Genomic DNA, 23562 nt, shown 5'->3' with positions numbered 1-23562 from the left:
CCTCTCCTCTTGTTACAAGCCTGATGCCCGCGCGGTCCATCTCCGGCAAGCCCCGGTTTGCCCTTCGCGGCCTCATCGCTATGTAGCCCCCACGAGAACTAACAGGAGAGTCGCCCTTGAATACCCTTCGTCGCCTTGCAGTTGCCACCGGCCTGCTCGCTACCGCCTCCATCGCCGCACAGGCGCAGGCACGCCCGATGACCCCTGAAGATGTTGCCGCGCTCGAAAGCGTCGGCACTGTGGCCGTTTCGCCCGATGGAAGCCGGATCGCCTATACCACTGCCAGACTGCCGGACGTGACCGAAGGCGAGGAAAACGGTTCGACGTCACAGCAACTCAAGATGGCCTATGCGCCAATGAATGCCCGCGACTTCCTGCCTGACGACATGAGCGTTTCGGGCGTTGCATTCTCGCCCGATGGCCGAATGGTCAGCTTTACCTGGTCTGACGACGACGAAGACACTGCCGTTTGGGGCATCCCCGTGGACGGCGGCGCGCAGCGCAAGCTTGCAGCCGTCAAGGATTCCGATGTTCGTTCCTATGCATGGGCACCCGACGGATCTGCCATCTGGATGCTGGCTGCGGCAGAAACCGACAAGGACCGCGAGAAGCAGTCCAAAGCCGGTTTCAACGCCATCGTGTATGAAGAAGAAGCGCGCCTCAATCGCTTGTTCGCTGCGAAGATCGGCGCGGAAGTCGACGGCGAACCGACCAAAGTCACGATCCCCGGCTATGTCAGCGGCTTCAAGGTTGCCTCAAACGGCACAACGGGTGTTGTCGAAAGCGCGCCGACCCCGCAAATCGATGATGCCTATACCTCCAAGCGAGCGCATGTGATCGATCTGTCCAGCGGCAAGGTGCTCGCAGTGGTGAAAACACCGGGCAAACTGGGTGACATCGAAGTTTCACCTGACGGCCGCCAGCTGTCCATGATTGCCGGTGTCGACATGAATGACCCGGCAGACACCACGCTGCACCTCGTCGATGTGGCAAGCGGCTCTTACCGCGCGCTCAACGCTGGCGCGGCAGAGGCTGCGGTGGATGCCGAATGGCTTCCCGATGGCCGGCTCGCGGCAGTGATCCACACCGGCGTCCAGTCCTCTTTGCGGGTCTACAATGCCGACGGCAGCATCGACCACGAGCATGACGGCGGCGACCTTATCCTCAGCAGCGTCGAAGCAGGCGGCAACACGATTGCAGTCGAAGCCAGCAGCCCAAAGCATCCGACCGAATTGTTCGTCTGGAACAACGGTTCGTTCCAGCGCTGGACGCAGCACAACCCTTGGCTCTCTGAGATCGACTTTGGCGAGCAGCGCGCATTCACCTTCACTGCAACCGACGGTCAGCAAGTCGAAGGCGTGCTGATCGAGCCGGTTGGCGGCGCCCCTCGCGGCGGTGCCCCGCTGATCCTCAACGTCCATGGCGGCCCAGAAGCGCATGACAGCAATGGCTGGCAGACCGCTTATTCCAAGCCGGGACAGGTCGCTGCGGGTCAAGGTTACGCGGTGTTCCTCCCGAATTACCGCGGTTCGACGGGATATGGCACGGCATTTTCCAAGCAGCATCAGGGCCGCTACACCGATCCCGAATTCCGCGATCTGGTCGATGCCAAGCGGGCGCTGGTCGAAGCCGGTATTGCCGATGCTGACCGCGTCGGTGTGACAGGCGGATCATATGGTGGTTACGCAACCGCCTGGACCTCCACCTATTACAGCGATGAATTCGCAGCTGGCGTCATGTTCGTCGGGATTTCGAACCAAATTTCGAAATTCGGCACCACCGATATCCCGTACGAGATGTACAATGTTCACAGCCGCGCCTGGCCATGGGACAATTGGCAGAAGATGCTGGATGTCTCGCCGGTCTACCATGTCGACAAGGCCAACACGCCGCTGCTGATCATGCACGGTGCAGAAGACACGCGTGTCGATCCGGGCCAGAGCTACGAGCTTTATCGTTCGATCAAGGTGCGCAAGCCCGATCTCCCCGTGCGCCTGGTGCTGTATCCGGGCGAAGGCCACGGCAACCGCAAGGCGGCCGCACGCTACGATTACAACCTGCGCATGATGCGGTGGTTCGACACCTATCTGAAGACCGGGAACCGCGATGCCGCATTGCCGGCTCCGCGTCCGGAACTCGCCGACGGCACAGTCGGAACGAGTAAGTCGGACGACTGACGACAAGCCTGCGATTAGATCGCAAATGCAGAAGGCCCGCCATCCACCTCAAGGGGTAGATGGCGGGCCTTACGCATTTATTGAGACTTTTGCAGGCATGAGGCCTGCGCCGGATACATTCGGGGCTTGAGCGAGGCTCCCGGTTTTCCGCTAGAAGGTGTAGCCGATGCCCACCGCCACGAAGAATTGGTCATCGCTGCCGCGAATGCTGGTGAACGGCGTGTCCGCCGCATCGCCTAACAGCTTGGAATAACCGCCGAGCCCGATCAGCGACAATCCGCCATCGGTGACATCGCCGTTGAGGTCCTGCGCCAGCAACAGGTTGGCACCAACGCTCTGGAAGCCGCCTTCTGCCTGGAAGCCGGGCAACACTTCTGCTGCGGCAAGCAAGGTGTTGGTCGCCGGGACCGAGTAGTAATAATCCGCGAAATTATCATCGACCCACGTCGTGCTGAACGAAAGCGACGCAGCAGTCCCCCTGCTTAGCGGTGTGAAATACGTAAGGCTCGGCGTTACGCGCATACCGTCATGTGCCCCGGCAACATCCCAGGTCGCATCAACGTTGAGGCTCAAGCTGTCGTATCGGTTGAGCAATTGGGGGAATTTCACGCCAACAGACGGGCCGACTTCGATTGCGGTGTCGAGTTCGCCGTAAGCAGCAACGATATCGTCTTCGATATTGTCGATGTCGTTGCGATCGCCGTTGATGCGGAAAACCGGACCCAGCGAAAACGATACGCCCTCGTCCGGATCGGGAATAAAGTCGAGTGCCAAGCCTGCCGGACGGGGATTGATATCGACGCCGCCGAGCGAGCCCTGCACGATCGGCAGAACCTGGAAATTGTAATCATCCGAGCCGGAATAGCTCGGGCTGTAGGCAACGCCGACACCCACGCTAAGGAAATCGCCGTCGAACACTGTCTCTGGCGGGCCAGCGGGCATTACATCGCCTTCGCCCACATCCTGCGCGGAAACCGGCGTTGCCAGACCACAAGCGAATGCGGTGGCGGCGATCATGCTTCTAAAATTCATTGGTATTGCCCTCGTTTCGTCCAACCACGCCAACGGACAGGAGGCCTGCACGTTCCTCGAATAGATGGTGCTGAGGGTTAAAGCGATTGCGGGTGGGCGCTGTCATCCGTAAGCGATCTGTCCATGGGGCGCGCATTTGATATCGCGATTGTCGGCGGAGGACTGGCCGGAGGGTTGACCGCTCTTGCGATCCGCCGTGCACATCCGACCCTTTCCCTCGCATTGATCGAAGCTGGCGAAAGCTACGGCGGCAATCACCGCTGGAGCTGGTTCGAAAACGACCTGAGCGAAGCCGGAGCCGAGCTTATGGCACCTTTTGCCATGACCGCATGGAGCGGCGGCAACGAAGTCCGCTTTCCCGCACATACCCGCCAGCTTTCTGCCAATTATCGATCGCTGGACAGCAGGAATTTCGATACGAGGCTGCGCCGCGATCTTCCCCAGGAAGCCATTCTTACCGGTTCCCGCGTGACACAGCTTGCTGCCGACGGCGCGGAATTGGTCAGCGGAGAGAAAATCAGGGCCGGAGCGGTAATCGACTGCCGCGACGCCGTACCAAGTCCGCACCTCACTGGCGGTTGGCAGGTCTTCCTTGGACAGCACCTGCGCACAGAACGCCCGCACGGGATCGAGCGACCAGTCATCATGGATGCAACCGTCGATCAGCCGGGCGCGTACCGGTTTATCTATCTATTGCCGATGGGTCCCGACGAAATCTTCGTCGAGGACACGTATTATGCCGATAGCGCCACTCTCGACCCGGAGCTGCTGCGTGAACGCATTACCGATTATTGCCGGGACAAAGGCTGGGATGCGCACGTCCTGCACGAGGAAACCGGCGTCCTTCCCGTCATTACCGGCGGCGATTTCAGCGCATACCGGGCTTCTCTCGAAACTCCCGGAGTCGTTCTGGCCGGTGCGAGGGGCGGCTTCGTTCACCCTCTGACCAGCTATACGATGCCTGTCGCTGTCGAAAACGCACTCGCCATCGCTGGGGCCGCGGAAATGGGGGGCGAAGGCCTTACCCGGTTCGTCTCGAACCGCGCCGATCGCCATTGGCGTGCTACCGGTTTTTATCGCTTGCTGGGAAAGATGCTCTTCGATGCCGCTGTTCCCGAGGAACGATACCGCGTGTTCGAGCGCTTCTATCGGTTGCCGGAGCCATTGATCGAGCGGTTCTATGCCGCGCGTTCGACTGGCTTCGACAAAGTGCGCATCCTTTCCGGGAAGCCGCCCGTACCTGTTTCCCGCGCCGTCACCGCCCTGCTTGGCAAGGGCGCTCCGCTCGTCCATGAAAGTCCGCAATGAACGCCTCAACTCCCCCACCTGCTACAGCCGATGCCACTGAAGTTCCGCTGACCGGACGCAACGCCTGCGTAATCGGGTCCGGTTTCGGCGGCCTTGCGCTTGCAATCCGCCTGCAATCGGCCGGAATTGCCACGACCGTCATCGAGGCACGCGACAAGCCGGGTGGCCGCGCATATTATTGGGAAAAGGACGGCTTCACCTTCGACGCTGGCCCCACGGTCATCACCGATCCCGATTGCCTTCGCGAATTATGGGGCCTGACCGGTCACGACATGGCCGAGGACGTTGAGATCGAGCCGGTGATGCCGTTCTACAGGCTCAATTGGCCCGACGGTACGAACTTCGATTATTCCAACGATGAAGAACAGCTGTTCGCGGAAATCGCCCAGCTCAACCCGGCGGATGTGGCCGGTTACCAGCGCTTCCTCGAATATTCGGCAGGCGTTTACGAAGAAGGCTACGTCAAGCTTGGGCACAAGCCGTTCCTCGATTTCAAGTCGATGATCAAGGCAGCCCCTGCCCTTGCCAAGAAACAGGCATGGCGCAGCGTCTATTCGATGGTTTCCAGCTACGTCGAAAACGAAAAGCTCCGCGAAGCGCTGAGCTTCCATACTTTGCTTGTCGGCGGCAACCCGATGAAAACCAGCTCGATCTACGCGCTGATCCACAAGCTGGAGAAAGACGGCGGCGTATGGTGGGCCAAGGGCGGTACCAATCGCCTCATTGCCGGCATGGTGAAGCATTTCGAGCGCATCGGCGGCACGGTGCGGCTCCATGATCCCGTGGTTCAGGTGCATACGCTGGGTAACAAGGCGAGCGAGGTGGAAACGCATTCGGGATGGAAGCAGCGTTTCGACGCCGTGGCCAGCAATGCCGACATCATGCACAGCTACAGGGATCTCCTGACTGGCACCAAACGCGGTAAATCCTACGCCAAGTCTTTGTCGCGCAAAAGCTTTTCGCCCAGCCTGTTCGTGGTGCATTTCGGCATCGAAGGCACGTGGCCGGGCATCCCGCACCACATGATCCTGTTCGGGCCGCGCTATAAGGGCCTGCTGGAGGACATCTACGATCACGGCGTCCTGCCACAGGATTTCTCGATCTACCTCCACCATCCCAGCGTGACCGATCCCGGCATGGCACCCGAAGGAATGAGCACCTTCTATGCACTGGTGCCGGTTGCCCACATGGGCAAGCTGTCCGTCGACTGGGAGGAAATGGGACCGATCCTTGAGAAGCGCATCCTCGACGAGATCGAGCGCCGCCTGATCCCGGACCTTCACGGCCGCATCAAGACCAAGTTCCATTATGCTCCGCGCGATTTCGCGATGGATTTGAACGCCCATGTCGGCAGCGCCTTCAGCCTCGAACCGCTGCTCACACAAAGCGCATTTTTCCGCGGCCACAACCGCGATGACGTAATCGACAATTTCTATCTCGTGGGTGCTGGCACGCATCCAGGCGCCGGAATTCCCGGCGTCGTGGGCAGTGCCAAGGCGACCGCGGGACTCATGGTTGAGGATTTGCTCGCAGAATGAACCGTCTTGCCGTTTATTGCGGATCGGCTTCGCCCGAGGACCCGCGCTATATCCAGCTCGCTTACGACGTCGGCGCAGGCCTCGCAGAGCGCGGCATTGGCGTCGTCTACGGGGGCGGCAGGCTCGGCCTGATGGGCGCGACTGCGCGCGGCGCGCTCGACGCTGGCGGCGAAGTGATCGGCGTCATTCCGGAAGCGCTCGCCAACAGCGAAGTCGCGAACCACGATTGCACCGAACTGCACACGGTTAGCGGAATGCATGAGCGAAAGCAGAAATTCACCGACTTGTCCGATGGTTTCGTCACCATTCCGGGCGGCGTGGGGACCATGGACGAACTGTGGGAAGCGATGAGCTGGGCGCAGCTCGGCTATCACAGCAATCCGGTGGGCCTTCTCAATGCGTTCGGTTTTTATGACGAGCTGATCAGCTTCAACCGCAAGATGGCCGAGGTTGGGTTTGTCCGGCCTGTACATCAGAGCATACTCGTCCACGATACATCGCTGGGCGGCTTGCTCGACAAGATGGCAGCGTACGAACCGCACACTCCGATATTCCAGATGAAGGCTGACGAGCTCTGAACACTCCCCGCCCTTTGACGACGAGCAAGATCAGGTCGACACCGGCACGCGCCGGTGGCGGGCGCGAGCGTCACTTCCTTGTCGACAAGGCTCATGCAGCAATCGAGGAAGGTTCACACAGCTTTGCCGCCGCCTCCAAGCTCTTCGACCGCCGAACGCGTGAACGAAGCTGGCTGCTCTACGCCTGGTGCCGCAAGTGCGATGATATCGCGGACAATCAGGAAAAGGGCGGCCCCTTGGGTGAACAAGGCACTGCCAAGAATGCCGAAGACCGCATCCAGGCAATCCGGGTACTCACCAAGCGTGCGCTCGAAGGACAGCCCACGGCTGACTTCGCCTTCGATTCTCTGGGTATGGTCGCCGACGAGTGCGGCCTGACATGGGAAATGGCCAATGACATGATCGGCGGCTTCGCTCTGGACGCGGCACGCTGGCAGCCCAAGACCGAGGCCGACATGCTGCGCTACTGCTACCATGTAGCCGGATCCGTCGGCATTATGATGGCGGTGATCATGGGCGTGCCCAGGGATGATGGAGAAACGCTGGACCGCGCGTGTGACCTCGGCCTTGCTTTCCAGATCGCCAATATCGCGCGCGACATTACCGAAGATGCCGAAGCGGGGCGCTGCTATCTGCCTGCCACCTGGCTGGCTGAACTGGACTGGGAAGCGGGCGAACACGCCCTCCCTGAAAACCGATTCAAGCTGGCCAGCCTGATGCCGCGCCTGATCGCGCTGATGGAAAAGCACGAGGCGGCATCCAAGCTCGGTGCAAAGAAACTGCGTTTCCGGCAACGCTGGGCAGTACTCTCCGCTGCCAACATCTACGGCGCGATTGGCCGCAAGGTCCTCTATCGCGGCCAACTTGCCTGGGACAAGCGCGTACGCGTCGGCGGGCTCGAGAAAAGCTGGCACGTCACGACCGCGTTCTTCGAAGCGATCTGGAACCGGCCCAAGGGTCCGACTGAACCGATCATCTGGTCGCGGCACGATTTCCGGCCTGTTGCAGGCTGGTAGCTTGATGCAGCGCGATGCTCCGGCTAGCGCTGCGCCATGATCTCAAAGCTTCTCATCGCCAACCGCGGCGAAATTGCCTGCCGCATCATCCGCACTGCGCGCGAGATGGGCATTGCCACTGTCGCAGTTTATTCGGATGCCGACGCCAAGGCGCTGCATGTGCGCTCTGCCGACGAGGCGGTGCATATCGGCCCCTCTCCTGCAGCAGAAAGCTATCTGGTAGGCGAAAAGATCATCGCTGCGGCCAAGGGAACCGGCGCAGAGGCGATCCATCCGGGCTACGGATTCCTGTCCGAAAATGCGGATTTTGCGCAGAGCGTTATCGATGCCGGGCTGATCTGGGTCGGTCCAAAGCCTGAAAGCATTCGCGCAATGGGCCTGAAAGATGCCGCCAAGGAGCGGATGATTGCCGCAGGCGTGCCCGTCACTCCCGGCTATCTGGGCGCGGACCAATCGGTCGAGCGCCTCAAGAAAGAGGCCGACGCCATCGGCTATCCCGTGCTGATCAAGGCGGTCGCAGGGGGCGGCGGCAAGGGGATGCGTAAAGTCGATGCAGCGGGCGATTTCGAGGCCGCGCTGGAAAGCTGCCGGCGCGAGGCCAAGGCCAGCTTCTCCAACGACGAAGTGCTGCTGGAAAAATGGATCACCTCGCCCCGCCATATCGAGGTCCAGGTGTTCGGCGACAGCCACGGCAATGTCGTCCACCTGTTCGAACGCGACTGCTCGCTCCAGCGCCGCCACCAGAAGGTGATCGAGGAAGCCCCCGCCCCCGGCATGGACGAATCAACGCGCGAGGAAATCTGCGCCGCTGCCGTCCGCGCCGCCAAGGCGGTCGATTACGAAGGCGCAGGTACGATCGAATTCATCGCTGACGCCAGCGAAGGCCTGCGCGCCGACCGCATCTTCTTCATGGAAATGAACACCCGCCTTCAGGTTGAACACCCGGTGACCGAGGAGATCACTGGCGTCGATCTGGTCGAGTGGCAGCTGCGCGTGGCGAGCGGCGAACCGATCCCGCTGAAGCAGGAAGAGTTGAGCATCGACGGCTGGGCCATCGAGGCGCGGCTCTATGCTGAGGACCCGGCGAAGGGGTTCTTGCCGAGCACGGGCCGGTTGGATCACCTTAACCTCGAAGGTGATCGCGTCGAGACCGGGGTCGAAGAAGGCGACGAAATTTCGCCTTTCTACGATCCGATGGTCGCAAAGCTGGTCAGCTGGGGCGAAGACCGTGCGGAAGCCATCGATGATCTGCTCGATGCCTGCCTAGCCGTCGAGATCGAGCCGGTCAAAACGAATGCATGGTTCCTCGCCCGCTTGTTGGCCGAACCTGAGTTTCAGGCAGCAGAGCTCAGCACTGGCTTCATTGGCGATAATCAGGAGAGATTGATCGATCCGCCAGTAGTTAGCGAAGCACTGCTTGCCAGCGCGGCTGAAGACATTGCCTTCGATGGCATCAGGCACGGGCCAGCCGATTTCATGCGTCGCGGCCTCTTTGGCTTTCGCCTGAATCTCGAGGCGAATTCTACGGTGTCCATGAAGGTGGATGGTCAGTCTGCATCGGCCGAAGTCGGCGAAAAAGCGCTATGGGATGATTACGCTCGAACCATTGTAAAGGATGGTCAAGAGCGGACGTATTTCGAAGGCGGCGCAGCCTTCAAGATTGCCCCCGACCGCCACGACGCGGGCGGAGCAGCCTCCGCCGCCGATGGCGCGATCCTCGCTCCCATGCCGGGCAAGGTCATCGCCGTCGACGTGGCCGAGGGCGATGCGGTCAACGCAGGCCAACGGCTGATGGTGCTCGAAGCGATGAAGATGGAGCACGCGCTCACCGCGCCGTTCGACGGTACTGTGACCCAGCTCAATGCCACCGAAGGCGGACAGGTGCAGGTAGAGGCGGTGCTGTGCGTGGTGGAGCCGTCAGAGTAATGGCCAGCGGCGCATACCAAACGGTTGCGCAGCAACCGCAAGGGCGACCGCCCGCCCGCAGCGCCGCCAGGCGCGAGGATATCGCGCGTCGGATGGCGCGCGTAAAACACCAATGACCTGGGAACGCGAACTCGAAGAACTGCGCAAGCGCGAGGAGTTCGCCAACCAGATGGGCGGCCCTGAAAAGGTCGGCCGCCAGCACTCACGCGGCAAGATGGACGCCCGTGCGCGCCTCGCCGAGCTGTGCGATGACGGGACATTCCGCGAAATCGGCAAGATTGCTGGCAAGGGTCACTATGACGATGATGGCAACCTGACCGGCGTTACACCTGCCCCGTTCCTGTTCGGCAAGGCGCTGATCAATGGCCGCCCGGTTGTCGCCACGGCAGACGATTTCACCATTCGCGGCGGCGCGGCAGATGCCGGGATCAGCCGCAAGATGGTGCAGGCCGAGAAGATGGCGCACGAACTAAAGCTGCCCATCATCCGCATGATCGACGGCACCGGTGGTGGCGGGAGCGTCAAGACGCTGGAGCAGATCGGCGCGACCTATATCCCAGCGGTCCCCGGCTGGGGCGACGTGGTGCAAAACCTCGACACGGTTCCAGTCGTGGCGCTCGCACTAGGCCCCACGGCAGGCCTCGGCGCAGCGCGGACGGTGGCGAGCCATTACTCGATCATGGTCAGGGGACTGAGCCAGATTTTCGCCGCCGGCCCTGCTGTGGTGGACGGCCTCGGCGATGCCTACAAGGGCCCTGCCGATCACCAGCAAGCCAAGGAAGACCTCGGCGGTTCCGAAATCCACACGCGCAACGGCGTCGTCGACGATGAAGTCGGCAGCGAGGCGGAAGCTTTCGCACGCGCGCGGCACTTCCTTTCCTTCATGCCGGAACACGTCGGCCAGCTTGCCCGCCGTTCGCTGTGCACCGATCCGGTCCACCGGCGCGAAGACGCGCTCATCGATCTCGTCCCGCGCGATGCCAAGGCGGTCTATTCCATGCGCCGCTGCATGGAGATGGTGTTCGACCAGGGCACCGTGTTCGAAATCGGCAAGAACTGGGGCCGCGCCTGCATAACCGCACTGGCACGGTTGGATGGCTGGCCCGTCGCGGTTCTGGCCAGCGATCCCAGCTATCTGGGCGGCTCGTGGGAGGCCAAGACCAGCGAAAAGGTCGAACGTTTCATAAAGCTTGCCGACCAATTCCGCCTGCCTGTCGTCCACCTCGTCGACAACCCCGGTTTCATGATCGGACGCGAAGCGGAAATGGCGGGCACGATCCGTTACGGCGTGCAGGCGATGAACGCGGTCTATAAGGCCACCGTGCCGCTCGCCTCGATCGTTCTGCGCCGCGCCTATGGAATAGCAGGCAGCGCCATGAGCAATGCCGAACGGTTCCAATATCGCTATTGCTGGCCCTCAGGCGACTGGGGCAGCCTGCCAATCGCTGGCGGCCTGGAGGTTGCCTACAAGTCTGACCTTGAAGCCGCCGAGGATCCGGCCGCCGAGCTTGAAGCTATCCGGGCGCGGCTGGACAAGGTCACCTCGCCTTTCCGCAGCGCTGAACGCTTCAATGTCGAGGACATTATCGACCCGCGCGACACCCGGCCCCTGCTTTGCGAATTTGCAGATTTGGCGTGGCGCAAGCTTGCGGCGGAAGCCTAGCCGTCGTCTTCCATCGTGTCGCCGAATAGCGCTCCGCGCTCGGAAAACAGCACGAATACCAGGGTCAAGACGGCAGTGATGAGCAGCGCAGTCGCCAGCGGGCGAGCAGTCCCGTCATAGGCATAGCCGACATACGCACCGAGCAGGGCGCCACTGGTCATTCGCAGGAAGCCCTGAGCCGAAGATGCCGCGCCTGCGATATGGCGGAACGGCTGCAACGCAATCGAGCCGAAATTCGCCCCGATGAAACCGAGCAGGCTCATATTGAGCGCCATCAGCGGCACGAAAGTCCACAGCGTTTCATCCGGCTGGTTGGCGAAATAGAGCTGCGCTGCGGCCACCGCGATAAACACAAACAGGGCCGTATGGCTGACCTTGCGCGCGCCGAAACGCTCGACGATGCGGCTGTTGGACCAGTTGGCGATTGCCATACACCCGGCGCAGATCGCGAAGATCAGCGGGAAGCTGTCGCCTGCACCGAACGCTTCTCCGATAAGCTGCTGCGATGAATTGATGAAGCCGAACAGACCGCCAAAAACCAGCGCACTGCCCAACGTATAGCCAATGGTTTCGCGCAAGGTGACCGCGCTCTTCATATTGCGCGCGATAGGCCCGATGCGAATTTCCTGCTTGTCTTCCTCGTGGAGGGTTTCCGGCAGGCGGATATACACCCACGCACTCATCGCCACGCCTGCCACAGCCATGGCGGCGAAAATCCAGCGCCAGTCACCCAGAAGGATGAGGACGCCCTGGCCGATGCTTGGCGCGACGGCCGGAACCAGCAGGAAGATGACGAAGATCAGGCTCATCATGCGCGCCATCTTATCGCCGCCCACACGGTCGCGAATGATTGCCGGCGGCAGTGCGATAATCCCGGCTGCGAAAAACCCCTGGGCTGCGCGAAGGAATACGAGTGCATCGAACGTCGTCGCCAGCGCGCAGGCAATCGACAGCACGATGTAAAGGAACAGGGCGACAAACAGCACCGGCCTGCGGCCATAGCGGTCGGCAAACGCGCCGGGGACCAGCGTGCCGATGCCTGCCGCAAGCAGATAGGCACCGACCACGAACTGGCGATTATTACCCTCGGCTCCCAAATCAGCAGCCAAAACGTCGAGCGCGGGAAGAATGGCATCGATACCGAAAGCGTTCAGCGCCATCAGCAATGCCATCATCCAGATCAGCTCACGCTCGCCGATGGGCGCGCGTTTCGCGGCGCTTGAGGGCGGGCGTTCGCCCAAGGCTGGCTGATCGTTTCGCATGTGCACAAAATGGCGGTTGAACCACAAGGTTCCGGTTTGCAACCCATGTCGCTATCTATTGCGCATGAGTGACCAGGCAGACAGCGATGACGAAGGCGAGGCCGATGGTCTGCGCAAGATCATCCACGTCGACATGGATGCCTTTTTCGCCAGCGTGGAACAGCGCGATAATCCCGAGCTGCGCGGCAAGCCTGTTGCCGTGGGCGGATCGAGCGGCCGCGGCGTAGTTGCTGCCGCCAGCTACGAAGCCCGCAAGTTCGGCGTGAAGAGCGCCATGCCATCGGTCACCGCCAAGCGGCTGTGCCCGGACCTCATCTTCTGCAAGAGCCGCTTCGACGTCTACCGTGAAGTCAGCCAGCAAATCCGCGCTGTATTCTCGCATCACACCGAACTGGTCGAACCGCTCAGCCTCGATGAAGCTTATCTCGATGTGACCGAGGACCGGCTCGGCATCGGTTCGGCAACCCGCATCGCCGAACTTATCCGGCAAGAGATCAGGGCCAAGACCAGGCTGACCGCCAGCGCGGGTGTCAGTTACAACAAGTTCCTGGCCAAGCTTGCGAGCGACCAGAACAAGCCCGACGGGATTTGCGTGATCCGGCCCGGCCAGGGGGCCGAGTTCGTCCAGTCCTTACCGGTTCGGCGGTTCCACGGTGTGGGGCCGAAGGGCGCAGAAAAGATGGCGCGGCTCGGTATCGAGAGTGGCGCAGACCTTGCGTCGAAAGATATCGAGTGGCTGCGCGCGCATTTCGGCAGCTTCGCCGACTATCTTTACCGCGCATGTCGGGGGATCGACCTGCGCCCGGTGCGGGCCAGCCGGACACGCAAATCGGTCGGCGGAGAGCGCACCTTCAGCCGCGATATTTCCTCGGGCAGCGAACTGCGCGAAACACTCGAAAACATCATCGATATCGTGTGGGAGCGTATCGAACGCGCGGAGGCCAGCGGAAGGACAGTCACGCTCAAGCTGAAGTATACCGACTTCCAGATTTTCAGCCGGGCAAAGTCGGTGTCGCGGCCGATCACGGACAAATCCGACTTCGCTGAATTGTCGCGTGCCCTGCTCGAAGATGTGTTGCCGCTACCCATGCCAATCCGGCTTATGGGGCTGACCCTGTCGAAACTGGAAAGCGGCGGCGAAGACGAGCCGCCAAGACCTGACGCGCAGCTCAGCCTGCTTTAACCGGTCCGTTTCTTCCACATTTCGAGGCGCTCGCGGGTGCGCGGGCTGAGCGGTTCTGGAAGCGAGTGGGTTGGAAAGAACCGTGCCTCGATGATCTCTCGCCCGTCTGGTCTGGGCATCTCATTGATCACCCCTGAAAAGATGTGCGCTGTGTGCGCTGCACCGGACAATTCCTCGTTGACCGTACCGATGAGTTTCAGGCCAGCAACATCGCAGCCAACTTCCTCGCGCACTTCGCGCCGGGCTGCGTCTTCCGGGTCTTCGCCCCTGTCGATGCCGCCGCCGATGAAATACCAGCCCTCGGGTCCGTAACTATGGCGCACGAGCAATATTTGCCCGTCGAAATCTTTCGCGATGACACTTACCCCATCACGCGTCGCGCCGGTCTGCTGGCGCAAGATTGCGCGCAAACGATAGGCGACGCGCAATGAAGCGCGGTGCAGCGGTGCCGGGATCAGGTGAAACATGTGACCGGCTGATCCGCTCCGGAAAGAAGCCGCGCGACTGGCAAGTCGCTCTGGCCGGCAACCGCCTTGTCCAAGACGGCGCGTTTCTCGGTCCCGCGAATGACGAAAGCGATCTGGGCGGAATTGAGCAGCGATGGAAGCGTCAGGCTGATCCGATCGTATGGCGCTTCCGGCGGTAGCGGATCGGGGGTTAGCCGCATGATCTGGCGTTGATCCCTTAGCTGGGGATCGGTGTTCGGAAACAGCGAGGCAATGTGTCCGTCAGCGCCCATCCCGAGCCATGCCAGGTCGAAACGCGGCACTGCTTCCATGATGGTCAGCGTGACGACCTCTGCGCCTGCAGGCTCGAGCAATGCGCGCAATTTGCCGGTGTTCGAAGCCTCATGATCTTCGGGCACGATCCGGTCGTCATTCGGCCAGACAACAAGGCGCGAGAAATCGAGATCCTTCTCGAGCAGCTCCTTGATGATCGGGAACGGGGTCGAACCGCCGGGGACCGTGATCGTGACGGGGCCATCGCCAGCCGCCATCACTTCACCAATCCGCGCAGCGAGCCAGTCGGCAATTGCGCCGTCTCCCGCATTTTCAATAATTGTCACATCAGCCATGCATCACCCATACAACAAACCCGCCCACACCCAAGGTGCGAGCGGGTCATGAATTGGTATTTTTGCAAAGAAGCTTACTTGCTGGTCTGGTTGAGGAACCAGATACGTTCTTCGCACTGGTCGATCCAGTCATCGACAATCCCGCTGGTCGCATTGTCGCCAACGCTTTCTGCTTCTTCCTTCACCTTGCCAAGCCGGTCGTGAAGCTTGCGGTTGTCATCGCGCAGTTCAGCAACCATTGCGTCGGCCGTTATGGTTACATCGTCCTGGTCGGCGATCTTGGTTTCGCCGGCGATGGAGCCAATCGAAGTCAGCGTATATTCGCCGTTCTTGCGAACACGCTCGCCGATGGCATCGACGGTCGCGATGAGTTGGCCAGCCTGCTCGTCGAAGAGCAGATGGAGGTCGCGAAAACGCGGGCCCGCAACGTGCCAGTGGAAGTTCTTGGACTTGATGTAGAGCGCCATCGTATCGGCAAGTGCGCCGTTCAGCGCCGTTACCAGTCCGGCTTTGGAGTTATTGCCAAGTTCGGCCATGAATTTTCCCCTTTGGAAATCGAATTGATCGTTACCCATTCAACGGGGAACACGCGGGGGAGTTTCATGGTGTTTGTCGGACGCATAAATCGATTTTTCCGATGTCTAGATAATCCCTCGAACTGCTATTCCGATCACCACACCGAGCAGGGCCATGACGAACGCAAGTGTCAGCCTGATCTTTCGCAGCGGTAGTTTCAGCAATTCGCCGCTTACGAAATAGCCAACGCAAATTGCGGTCATCCCGCCCAAGGCCCCGCCGATTGCTGCCAAGGCAGGTACCGCTACAGCGGCACCGATTGCGAAGACCACAAACCGCGCAGCATCGGTGATCTGTCGCATAAACAACGCCGAACCGACTGCGAATAGCGAGCGGGTTGGCTCCTCGGGGAGCTTACCTCGATTGGGCCATGCGAGTTCCGCCGCCGAAAGCAGCAAGGCAATGGCGACGAACATTTGCGCGGTATTGATCGACAGCAAATCGGCAAAGCGCCCGCCAGCCCAGCCGGCCAGCCCGCCGGTGACAGCGGCACTGGTCAGCCCCACACCCAGCAGCCAATTCTGAGGTCCAAGCCGCTCCTTGAGATGCGCCACCAATATCTGGTCGCGCGACCCGGTCGACAACAGGAAGCTGGCGATCAGCGCAAAGAGGAGGCCGCTCATCGCCCCTGTCTCAGCCCATCCACGGGCCTGTAATCGCGATCGTACGTGTTGGCGAATAAGCGTTCACGAAGAACCATTTGCCGTCGGGCGAGAAACAGCCACCAGCCAGTTCGGTCTGCATGCGCAGACGGCCGAAATCATAGGCTTTGCCGTCAGGCGTAATCCCGCGCAGATGGTTGTCGACGATCGGCGTGTATTGATCTTCGCACACGATCAGATGCCCGTTCGGACCGACCGTCAGATTATCGCCGTAGTTGAACTGGTGTTGGCTTTCGCTCTCGAAAAACAGTTCGAACCGGTCGGGAGCCACGCCGCGACCTGGCACCAGTTTGAAGACCTGGCCGAATTTCGCCGCGCCGCCGTTGGTCGAACATACAAAAAGTTCGTCCACTCCCATGTGTATACCCTCGCCGCGCGAGAAGATCGAACAGCCCATGTCGGCAGCTCGCTTGCGCAGGTCGTCCTGGGGCGCCTCGACGTTGTCGAGCGGGACCCATTCCACGGCATAGCTCTTACCGACCGGCATCGATACCGCGTCCCAATTACGCGTGTCGCTCAGGCCAACAATCCGCATCGCCTGCAGCTGGCCGCCCTTGGCAAGGTCGCCCGGGACCTTCGGTGCGAAGCGGTAGAGAACCGAATCCCCGCGATCTTCCGTCAGGTAGACCAGTCCGGTTTGCGGATCGACACAGGCAGCTTCGTGATTGAAGCGGCCCATCGCCTTGAGTGGCTGGGCATCAACCAGACCTGTCGCGCCAGCAGGGACTTCGAATACCCAGCCATGGTCGCGTCCAAGCTTGTCGGGTGCGATATCCTTGGCCTCACTTACGTACTCTTCGCAGGTCAGCCAGCTGCCCCACGGCGTTACCCCGCCCGAACAATTGCGGATTGTCCCGGCAAGAGAGCGGAATTCGCGTTTGGCCTCCAGCGTGTCAGCGTCGAGCACCAGCGTTGTCGTACCGCCGGGCAGCACGAACTGGCCCGCCGCCTTGTCGTAGCCGTTGGGAATATTCCCGCCTGCACCATCGGTCGGGATGAGTTCATGGTTTCTGACCAGTGCCAATTCGCCGCCTGGCAGCGGCACGCAGCCCATACCGTCAGCCTTGTCGGGCACGGTTCCCCCGTCGCTCATCGCATCTCCGAGGCTGGACAGGAGGCGATAGGTAAAGCCTTCTGGCAGATCGAGCAGGCCATTGGGGTCGGAGACAAGTTCGCCATATCCGGCAATCTTCGGGGCGCCGCGGGTCATGCAGCCGCTCAGGCTCAGCGCACCGAAAGCAGTAGCGGTTGCAGTCAGGAACTGGCGGCGGGCGAAGTCGGCGGTCATCAAGTCTCTCCATTGGCCATGCGGCCTTGCCATGCGATAGCATCGTGTCAGCTAAAAGACAGCAGGGAGAAGCCGTGATGAAATTGACCGAGGGAATGGCAGCAGTGGTGACCGGCGGCGCGTCGGGATTGGGCCGCGCAAGTGCGAGCGCACTGGCTGAAGCGGGCCTCAAGGTGACGATTTTCGACGTCAACGAAGAAGCTGGCGAGGCACATGCCAAGGACATCGGCGGTCACTTCGCCCGGGTCGACATTACGAATGAGCAATCGGTAGTAGACGGCTTTGCCGCCGCGCGTTCCGCCCACGGACAGGAGCGCGTCACGGTGCACTGCGCCATGACCAGCAGGCGCGGCAAGACACTGGGCTGGGACAAGGAAAACGGCTGCTACAAGCGCCTTCCGACAGAAGATTACGCGTTCGGCGCAGAAGGCATCCTCGTGTCGTCCTACAGGATTGCCAGCCACTCGGCACTGGGAATGGCCAACAGCGAACCTCTGAATGAAGACGGGGAACGCGGCGCGATCACCCTGACGGCCAGCGTAGCGGCGCAGGACGGACAGATCGGCCAGGTCATCTACGGCAGCTGCAAGGCCGGTGTGAACGGCCTCGTCCTGCCGATGGCCCGCGACCTGATGGACATGGGCATCCGCGTGAACTCGGTCATGCCGGGCATCTTCGCCACGCCGCTGATGCTGGGCATGAAAGATCGCAATCCGCAGATGTGGGACCAGCTCAACGCCAGCGTCCCCTTCCCCAAACGACTGGGTCATCCCGAGGAATTCGCTTCGCTGCTCCTCGAAATCGCGCGCAATTCCTACATCAACGCCCACCAGTTCCGCCTCGACGGAGCGATCAGGATGCCGCCGAAATAGTGCTGGGGCCATCCAGGGTGGAGCCCGGCGCGGGATAACGGGGGGAGACGGGCTTTCGCTTCATACGGCACTGGGTACAAGGGCCTGATTGACCACGCGGAGTGAGGGGCGGGAGCAGCCGGTTCGCGGCCTGATGGGCAGACAAGGATCGAAAGAGGGAAGCAATGATCACCGACGACCGGATTATTCTCGGCATACTTGGCGCGGTGCTCGCCTTTGTTTTCGTGACCCGTGACCGGCCGGGCTGGCAGAAATTCTACACCTTCGTGCCGATCATCCTCGTCTGTTACCTGGTACCATCGCTGTTCGTCACTTTCAGACTGATAGATGTGAGCGAGAGCAATCTATGGACGATTGCCAAGGACTTTTTCCTGCCCGCCGCGCTGTTCCTGATGACGCTCAGCATCGACCTCAAGGGCATTCTGGGCCTTGGCAACAAGGCGATCATCATGTTCCTCACCGCGACCATCGGTATCGTTCTGGGCGGCCCGTTGGCGCTCTATATCGTGGCCCAGTTCGATCCGTCCATCATTGGCACCGGTCAGGATGCGGCATGGCGCGGTCTTGCCACATTGGCGGGAAGCTGGATTGGCGGCGGAGCCAACCAGACAGCCATGCTGGAAGTGTACGGTTTCAATATCGAGCGGTATTCTGCCCTGATCGCGGTGGACATCATTGTGGCCAATATCTGGATGGTCTTTCTGCTCTATGGCGCAGGCGCGAGTGAGAAGGTCGACAAATGGCTTGGCGCAGACAGCAGCGCCATCGACGCCCTGCGCGACAAAATGGCAGAATACACCAGCTCGGTGGAACGTGTGGCCAAAGCCAATGACTACGTCCTGTTGTTCGGTGCAGGCTTGGCTGTCGTGGGCATCTGCCACCTCGTCGGCAATTTCCTCGGCGGGTTTTTCGCAGAGTTGCAGGGCGAAGATGCGACGTTGGCCAGCAGCTTTTTCTGGGTTGTCGTCACCGCGACGACGCTCGGCCTCGCCGCCAGCTTCACCCGTGCACGCGATCTTGAAGGTATCGGCGCAAGCAAGTTCGGCACGCTGTTCATCTTCCTTCTGGTGGCCATCATCGGCACAAAGATGGATGTCACCCAGCTGAGCGATGCCCCGGGCTTCATGGCCGTGGGACTGATCTGGATGCTGTTCCATGTAATCCTGCTGCTGGCCGTGGCCAAGCTGATCAAGGCGCCGTTTTTCTTTGTTGCCGTGGGCAGCAAGGCAAACGTCGGCGGTGCGGCCTCCGCACCTGTTGTCGCCGCTGCATTCCACCCTGCGCTTGCACCGGTTGGCGTGCTTCTGGCAGTGCTCGGCTACGCACTCGGCACCTATGGCGCGATCCTGTGTGCGCAAATGATGGCGGCTGTCGGATAGGGGGTCGTTCTGGCGCACTTGGCGGCGGTTTCATTTGAAACCGGTTGATTTCGGACCCCTCGCTTGCCAAGGCCGTTGGCAATACAAGAGAGGAATTTACAATGCGTCAGGTCGACCATTTCATTGCCGGCGGAGCCAGCGGCTCCGCATCCCGTACTCACCAGATCTGGAACCCGTCTACGGGCGAGGTCCAGGCCGAGGTAAAGCTGGGGGATGCGGCCCTCCTTCAGCAGGCGGTCGACGCGGCCAAGAAAGTCCAGCCCGAATGGGCAGCCACCAACCCGCAAAAGCGCGCGCGCGTGATGTTCGAGTTCAAGCGGCTGGTAGAAGCGCACAAGCAGGAGCTGGCCGAGCTGCTTTCGAGCGAGCACGGCAAGGTCGTCGATGATGCGCACGGAGACGTCCAGCGCGGACTTGAAGTCATCGAATACGCCTGCGGCATCCCGCAAGCGCTGAAGGGCGAATACACGCAGGGCGCAGGCCCGGGGATTGACGTTTATTCCATGCGCCAGCCGCTCGGCATCGGCGCGGGCATAACGCCGTTCAACTTCCCTGCCATGATCCCGATGTGGATGTTCGGCATGGCAATCGCTGCGGGCAACGCCTTCATCCTCAAGCCATCCGAGCGCGATCCCAGCGTTCCGGTCCGCCTTGCCGAACTGTTCCTGGAAGCGGGTGCGCCTGAAGGCCTGCTGCAAGTCGTCCACGGCGACAAGGAAATGGTCGATGCTATCCTTGACCACCCCGACATCCCGGCGATCAGCTTCGTCGGTTCATCCGATATTGCGCAGTATATCTATTCGCGCGGATCGGCGAACGCCAAGCGCGTGCAAGCTTTTGGCGGCGCGAAGAACCACGGTGTGGTCATGCCCGACGCCGACCTTGATCAGGTCGTCAACGATCTTGCAGGCGCGGCTTTCGGCTCCGCGGGCGAACGCTGCATGGCCTTGCCGGTTGTCGTCCCCGTCGGGGAAGACACTGCAAACAAGCTTCGTGAAAAACTGATTCCGGCCATCAACGCCCTGCGCATCGGTGTGTCGAACGATCCCGAAGCGCATTACGGTCCGGTCGTGACGCCCGAGCACAAGGCCCGCGTGGAAGGCTGGATCGATACTGCCGAGAAGGAAGGCGCCGAAGTCGTAATCGACGGCCGCGGCTATTCACTGCAGGGCCATGAGAAGGGCTTCTTCGTCGGCCCCACCCTGCTCGACCATGTCACCACCGATATGGAAAGCTACAAGGAAGAGATCTTCGGCCCGGTCCTCCAGATCGTGCGCGCCAAGGATTTCGAAGACGCCCTGCGCCTCCCTTCAGAACATCAGTACGGCAATGGCGTCGCCATCTTCACCCGTAACGGCCACGCCGCGCGTGAATTCGCCAGCCGAGTCAATGTCGGCATGGTCGGCATCAATGTGCCGATCCCGGTGCCGGTCAGCTATCACAGCTTCGGCGGCTGGAAGCGTTCGGGCTTCGGTGATATTGACCAGTACGGCATGGAAGGCCTGAAGTTCTGGACCAAGGCCAAGAAGGTTACCCAGCGCTGGCCCGACGGCGGCGGCGACGGTTCGAACGCCTTCGTCATCCCGACCATGGGATAGGAATTTGGAGCGGGGCGTTGGAGAAAGCATGAAAAAGACCACTCTCCTTCGCTCCGCCCTGCCCCTCGCTCTGCTCGGACTTTCGGCCTGCGCCGAACCCATCGGCGATCGGCCCGAGGCAGAAGAGACCATGATGCCCGTGGAACCTGACGGCGGCATCGGCGACGGGGCTGAGCCACTTCCCGAAATTCTGGGCACCGAGATCCCGCCAGCCCTCCACGGACGTTGGGGACTGGTCGCTGCAGACTGCACTTCCACGCGCGGCGACGCCAAGGGCCTTATCAACATCGATGCCGAGGGCATCCAGTTCTACGAATCCCGCGCCGTCGTCGACGAAATCGCGGATAAGAGCGCTACGATGCTCAGCGCGCGCTTCGCTTTTACCGGCGAAGGGCAGGAATGGACACGCGGCATGTTGTTGAGCCTGTCGGATGATGGTTCGCAGCTTGAGCGATCCGAAACAGGCGAGGATGCTATTGCCGAACCGCTGATCTACACCAAGTGCGAACCGCAAGGAGATGTAACATGAAGCGCTCCCTTTTGGCCCTATCCACGATCCCTCTGGCTGCCTGTACTTCGGCGTATGGCGGCAGCGATGCACCCGCCGCCCCTGCTGCGCCCAACGGGGCCTGCGATGCAGCACCAGCGCAATACCATGTCGGTCATGACGCCACGGCTGCCATGGGCGCGGCGATTTTGAAGGATACTGGCGCCCAGACGCTGCGCTGGGGTCCGCCCGATTCCGTCTGGACGATGGACTACCGTGTAGAGCGCGTGAACGTGCGCTACGATCGCGACATGAAGATCACCGAGATCACCTGCGGGTGAGCACGTGCCAGCGCGCCTTCTCGGGCTCTCCCTACGAAACGCAGTTCGGCTTCGCCCGTGCTGTTCGCGAAGGCGATCGCATCATCGTTTCCGGAACCGGTCCGGTCGAGGACGATGGCACCAGTACGAACGGCGATGCCGCTGCGCAGGCCGCCCGGTGCTGTGAATTAATCGTCCGCGCCATCGAGGAGCTTGGCGGTAGCGCGACCGATGTCGTGCGCACCCGTATGTTCCTCACTGATTTTGACGATCAGGCCGCCGTGGGCGAAGTTCACGCGCGCTTTTTCGGCGAGGCAAAACCTGCCGCAACAATGGTCGGCTGCGCCTGGCTTTGCCGCAAGGAATGGAAAGTCGAAATCGAGGCCGAGGCAATCGTTCAGGGCTGACCACGCCCGCCCCTTCCCTTGCCCCCAAGAGAGGTTTAGAGCGCGCCCCATGACAGGACAATTTCAGCTAACCGAAGAACAGCTCGCCATCCAGGACATGGCGCGGCGCTTCACCGCAGACAACATCACGCCCTTCGCAGGCGAATGGGACGAGAAAAGTCACTTCCCCCGCGATGTGATCCAGAGCACCGCCGAACTCGGTTTCGGGGCGATTTACGTTTCCGAAGAAAGCGGCGGCATCGGCCTTGGACGGCTGGAAGCGGCACTGATCATGGAAGCCATGGCCTATGGCTGCCCCACCACCAGCGCCTTTATTTCGATCCACAATATGGCCAGCTGGATGATTGACCAGTTCGGCGGTCAGGACGTCAAGGATCGCTACCTGCCAGATCTCGTCAGCATGGAGAAGATCGCCAGCTATTGCCTGACCGAACCGGGCAGCGGATCGGATGCGGCAGGCCTCAAGGCAAGCGCCGTTCGCGACGGTGACGACTATGTTCTCAATGGTACCAAACAGTTTATTTCCGGCGGCGGCGTCAATGACGTCTATGTCACGATGGTCCGTACATCTGACCACAAGACCAAGGGCATCACCTGCTTGGTGATCGACAAGGACACCCCCGGAGTTTCGTTCGGCAAGCCCGAAAAGAAACTTGGCTGGAATGCCAGCCCGACTGCGCAGGTGATCTTCGAGGATGCTCGCGTCCCTGTTGCCAACCGCGTCGGCGACGAAGGTGAAGGCTTCCGCTTCGCGATGATGGGCCTCGACGGCGGACGGCTGAATATCGGTGCCTGTTCCCTGGGCGGTGCGCAGCGATGCCTCGACGAGGCTGTTGCCTACACCAAAGATCGCAAGCAGTTCGACACGGCCATCGCCGACTTCCAAAACACGCAGTTCATGCTGGCCGATATGGCGACCGACCTCGAAGCGGCGCGTGCGCTGCTCTATCTCGCGGCAGCCAAGGTCACCGACGGTGCGCCTGACAAGTCGCGCTTTTCAGCGATGGCCAAGCGCCTTGCGACAGACAACGGCAGCAAGGTCGTCAACGACGCCCTCCAGCTGTTCGGCGGATATGGCTATCTCAAGGAATACCCGATCGAACGGTTCTGGCGCGACCTGCGCGTCCATTCGATCCTCGAAGGTACGAACCAGGTCATGCGCATGATCGTCGGACGGGATTTGCTGCGCCAGTGATTGCCACGCTAGGCGAGTTT

The 23562-nt window shown here is 61.1% G+C and carries 22 protein-coding genes; 15 read left to right on the top strand and 7 right to left on the bottom strand.

Annotated elements, in window-relative coordinates:
* The first annotated feature begins 116 nt into the window (after positions 1–116).
* Entirely contained in the window at positions 117–2177 is a 2061-nt protein-coding gene (locus K3166_RS01890) for a S9 family peptidase (protein ID WP_247714691.1), read from the top strand.
* A 150-nt stretch (positions 2178–2327) separates the two neighbouring features.
* On the opposite strand, the gene K3166_RS01885 is transcribed toward K3166_RS01890, so the two are convergent.
* Complete coding sequence (locus K3166_RS01885) at positions 2328–3194, bottom strand: MipA/OmpV family protein (protein WP_247714690.1); 867 nt, start codon at positions 3192–3194, stop codon at positions 2328–2330.
* Positions 3195–3332: 138 nt separating this feature from the next.
* Between K3166_RS01885 and crtY the strand changes: the two genes are divergently transcribed.
* The 6 genes from crtY (at position 3333) to K3166_RS01855 (ending at position 11238) form a co-directional block, all read left to right on the top strand.
* A complete protein-coding gene (crtY, locus tag K3166_RS01880; protein ID WP_221423023.1) occupies positions 3333–4517 on the top strand; it encodes a lycopene beta-cyclase CrtY in 1185 nt (394 codons plus the stop codon).
* On the top strand, positions 4514–6055 hold the full coding sequence (locus tag K3166_RS01875; RefSeq protein ID WP_221423022.1) for a phytoene desaturase: 1542 nt from the start codon (positions 4514–4516) through the stop codon (positions 6053–6055). The genes crtY and K3166_RS01875 overlap by 4 nt, the downstream gene beginning before the upstream one ends.
* Positions 6052–6633 carry an LOG family protein gene (locus K3166_RS01870; protein ID WP_221423021.1) on the top strand — a complete coding sequence of 194 codons (582 nt, stop codon included), beginning with the start codon at positions 6052–6054 and terminating at the stop codon, positions 6631–6633. Before K3166_RS01875 ends, K3166_RS01870 begins: the two co-directional genes overlap by 4 nt.
* 14 nt (positions 6634–6647) lie before the next feature.
* On the top strand, positions 6648–7649 hold the full coding sequence (locus tag K3166_RS01865; protein ID WP_247714689.1) for a phytoene/squalene synthase family protein: 1002 nt from the start codon (positions 6648–6650) through the stop codon (positions 7647–7649).
* 36 nt (positions 7650–7685) lie between these two features.
* Positions 7686–9575, top strand: coding sequence for an acetyl-CoA carboxylase biotin carboxylase subunit (locus tag K3166_RS01860; protein ID WP_221423020.1), 1890 nt, complete (start codon positions 7686–7688; stop codon positions 9573–9575).
* 112 nt (positions 9576–9687) lie between these two features.
* Complete coding sequence (locus K3166_RS01855; protein ID WP_221423019.1) at positions 9688–11238, top strand: acyl-CoA carboxylase subunit beta; 1551 nt, start codon at positions 9688–9690, stop codon at positions 11236–11238.
* Here the strand turns inward: K3166_RS01855 and K3166_RS01850 are convergent.
* Positions 11235–12500, bottom strand: coding sequence for a multidrug effflux MFS transporter (locus K3166_RS01850; RefSeq protein WP_221423018.1), 1266 nt, complete (start codon positions 12498–12500; stop codon positions 11235–11237). The genes K3166_RS01855 and K3166_RS01850 overlap by 4 nt on opposite strands.
* A gap of 64 nt (positions 12501–12564) precedes the next feature.
* On the opposite strand from K3166_RS01850, the gene dinB reads away from it, so the two are divergent.
* Complete coding sequence (dinB, locus tag K3166_RS01845) at positions 12565–13683, top strand: DNA polymerase IV (RefSeq protein ID WP_221423017.1); 1119 nt, start codon at positions 12565–12567, stop codon at positions 13681–13683.
* Here dinB and K3166_RS01840 read toward each other — a convergent pair.
* The 5 genes from K3166_RS01840 to K3166_RS01820 form a co-directional block, all read right to left on the bottom strand.
* Positions 13680–14150: an NUDIX domain-containing protein gene (locus K3166_RS01840; protein WP_221423016.1), complete on the bottom strand. Its 471-nt coding sequence runs from the start codon at positions 14148–14150 to the stop codon at positions 13680–13682. The two genes, dinB and K3166_RS01840, sit on opposite strands and share 4 nt — an antisense overlap.
* Entirely contained in the window at positions 14138–14758 is a 621-nt protein-coding gene (locus K3166_RS01835) for a 6-phosphogluconolactonase (protein WP_221423015.1), read from the bottom strand. The genes K3166_RS01840 and K3166_RS01835 overlap by 13 nt, the downstream gene beginning before the upstream one ends.
* 74 nt (positions 14759–14832) lie before the next feature.
* A complete protein-coding gene (locus tag K3166_RS01830; protein WP_221423014.1) occupies positions 14833–15294 on the bottom strand; it encodes a Dps family protein in 462 nt (153 codons plus the stop codon).
* Between the two features lie 105 nt (positions 15295–15399).
* A complete protein-coding gene (locus K3166_RS01825) occupies positions 15400–15957 on the bottom strand; it encodes a hypothetical protein (RefSeq protein ID WP_221423013.1) in 558 nt (185 codons plus the stop codon).
* Positions 15958–15967: 10 nt separating this feature from the next.
* Entirely contained in the window at positions 15968–17284 is a 1317-nt protein-coding gene (locus K3166_RS01820) for an alkaline phosphatase PhoX (protein ID WP_221423012.1), read from the bottom strand.
* Positions 17285–17361: 77 nt separating this feature from the next.
* Here K3166_RS01820 and K3166_RS01815 point away from each other — a divergent pair, with 77 nt between their 5' ends.
* The 7 genes from K3166_RS01815 to K3166_RS01785 all read left to right on the top strand — a co-directional run bounded on the left by K3166_RS01815 (position 17362) and on the right by K3166_RS01785 (position 23542).
* Positions 17362–18156: an SDR family oxidoreductase gene (locus K3166_RS01815; protein WP_221423011.1), complete on the top strand. Its 795-nt coding sequence runs from the start codon at positions 17362–17364 to the stop codon at positions 18154–18156.
* A 164-nt stretch (positions 18157–18320) separates the two neighbouring features.
* Positions 18321–19535 carry a DUF819 family protein gene (locus tag K3166_RS01810; RefSeq protein ID WP_221423010.1) on the top strand — a complete coding sequence of 405 codons (1215 nt, stop codon included), beginning with the start codon at positions 18321–18323 and terminating at the stop codon, positions 19533–19535.
* Between the two features lie 101 nt (positions 19536–19636).
* Positions 19637–21133 (top strand): CoA-acylating methylmalonate-semialdehyde dehydrogenase, encoded by a 1497-nt coding sequence (locus K3166_RS01805; protein WP_221423009.1) that lies wholly within the window; start codon positions 19637–19639, stop codon positions 21131–21133.
* Positions 21134–21161: 28 nt separating this feature from the next.
* Positions 21162–21662 carry a hypothetical protein gene (locus tag K3166_RS01800; protein ID WP_221423008.1) on the top strand — a complete coding sequence of 167 codons (501 nt, stop codon included), beginning with the start codon at positions 21162–21164 and terminating at the stop codon, positions 21660–21662.
* A complete protein-coding gene (locus tag K3166_RS01795; protein WP_221423007.1) occupies positions 21659–21961 on the top strand; it encodes an I78 family peptidase inhibitor in 303 nt (100 codons plus the stop codon). Before K3166_RS01800 ends, K3166_RS01795 begins: the two co-directional genes overlap by 4 nt.
* The gene (locus tag K3166_RS01790) at positions 21958–22347 is read left to right on the top strand and encodes a RidA family protein (protein WP_221423006.1); all 390 of its coding nucleotides are present in this window, start codon (positions 21958–21960) and stop codon (positions 22345–22347) included. Before K3166_RS01795 ends, K3166_RS01790 begins: the two co-directional genes overlap by 4 nt.
* Before the next feature lie 49 nt (positions 22348–22396).
* Complete coding sequence (locus K3166_RS01785; RefSeq protein WP_221423005.1) at positions 22397–23542, top strand: acyl-CoA dehydrogenase family protein; 1146 nt, start codon at positions 22397–22399, stop codon at positions 23540–23542.
* Positions 23543–23562 lie beyond the last annotated feature (20 nt).

It is taken from the genome of Qipengyuania psychrotolerans (genome assembly GCF_019711355.1).
GTDB lineage: Bacteria > Pseudomonadota > Alphaproteobacteria > Sphingomonadales > Sphingomonadaceae > Qipengyuania > Qipengyuania psychrotolerans.
The sequence above is the reverse complement of the archived record's forward strand: the minus strand, read 5'-3'. Positions and strand labels throughout refer to the sequence as shown.

Bases quoted from the DNA above. Each gene is read 5' to 3' on its own strand.
- K3166_RS01870 (WP_221423021.1), top strand. From the start codon at position 6,052: ATGAACCGTCTTGCCGTTTATTGCGGATCGGCTTCGCCCGAGGACCCG.
- K3166_RS01795 (WP_221423007.1), top strand. From the start codon at position 21,659: ATGAAGCGCTCCCTTTTGGCCCTATCCACGATCCCTCTGGCTGCCTGT.
- K3166_RS01830 (WP_221423014.1), bottom strand. From the start codon at position 15,294: ATGGCCGAACTTGGCAATAACTCCAAAGCCGGACTGGTAACGGCGCTG.
- K3166_RS01875 (WP_221423022.1), top strand. From the start codon at position 4,514: ATGAACGCCTCAACTCCCCCACCTGCTACAGCCGATGCCACTGAAGTT.
- K3166_RS01860 (WP_221423020.1), top strand. From the start codon at position 7,686: ATGATCTCAAAGCTTCTCATCGCCAACCGCGGCGAAATTGCCTGCCGC.
- K3166_RS01885 (WP_247714690.1), bottom strand. From the start codon at position 3,194: ATGATCGCCGCCACCGCATTCGCTTGTGGTCTGGCAACGCCGGTTTCC.
- crtY (WP_221423023.1), top strand. From the start codon at position 3,333: ATGGGGCGCGCATTTGATATCGCGATTGTCGGCGGAGGACTGGCCGGA.
- K3166_RS01850 (WP_221423018.1), bottom strand. From the start codon at position 12,500: ATGCGAAACGATCAGCCAGCCTTGGGCGAACGCCCGCCCTCAAGCGCC.
- dinB (WP_221423017.1), top strand. From the start codon at position 12,565: ATGAGTGACCAGGCAGACAGCGATGACGAAGGCGAGGCCGATGGTCTG.
- K3166_RS01855 (WP_221423019.1), top strand. From the start codon at position 9,688: ATGACCTGGGAACGCGAACTCGAAGAACTGCGCAAGCGCGAGGAGTTC.
- K3166_RS01800 (WP_221423008.1), top strand. From the start codon at position 21,162: ATGAAAAAGACCACTCTCCTTCGCTCCGCCCTGCCCCTCGCTCTGCTC.
- K3166_RS01825 (WP_221423013.1), bottom strand. From the start codon at position 15,957: ATGAGCGGCCTCCTCTTTGCGCTGATCGCCAGCTTCCTGTTGTCGACC.
- K3166_RS01820 (WP_221423012.1), bottom strand. From the start codon at position 17,284: ATGACCGCCGACTTCGCCCGCCGCCAGTTCCTGACTGCAACCGCTACT.
- K3166_RS01810 (WP_221423010.1), top strand. From the start codon at position 18,321: ATGATCACCGACGACCGGATTATTCTCGGCATACTTGGCGCGGTGCTC.
- K3166_RS01785 (WP_221423005.1), top strand. From the start codon at position 22,397: ATGACAGGACAATTTCAGCTAACCGAAGAACAGCTCGCCATCCAGGAC.
- K3166_RS01835 (WP_221423015.1), bottom strand. From the start codon at position 14,758: ATGGCTGATGTGACAATTATTGAAAATGCGGGAGACGGCGCAATTGCC.
- K3166_RS01815 (WP_221423011.1), top strand. From the start codon at position 17,362: ATGAAATTGACCGAGGGAATGGCAGCAGTGGTGACCGGCGGCGCGTCG.
- K3166_RS01805 (WP_221423009.1), top strand. From the start codon at position 19,637: ATGCGTCAGGTCGACCATTTCATTGCCGGCGGAGCCAGCGGCTCCGCA.
- K3166_RS01840 (WP_221423016.1), bottom strand. From the start codon at position 14,150: ATGTTTCACCTGATCCCGGCACCGCTGCACCGCGCTTCATTGCGCGTC.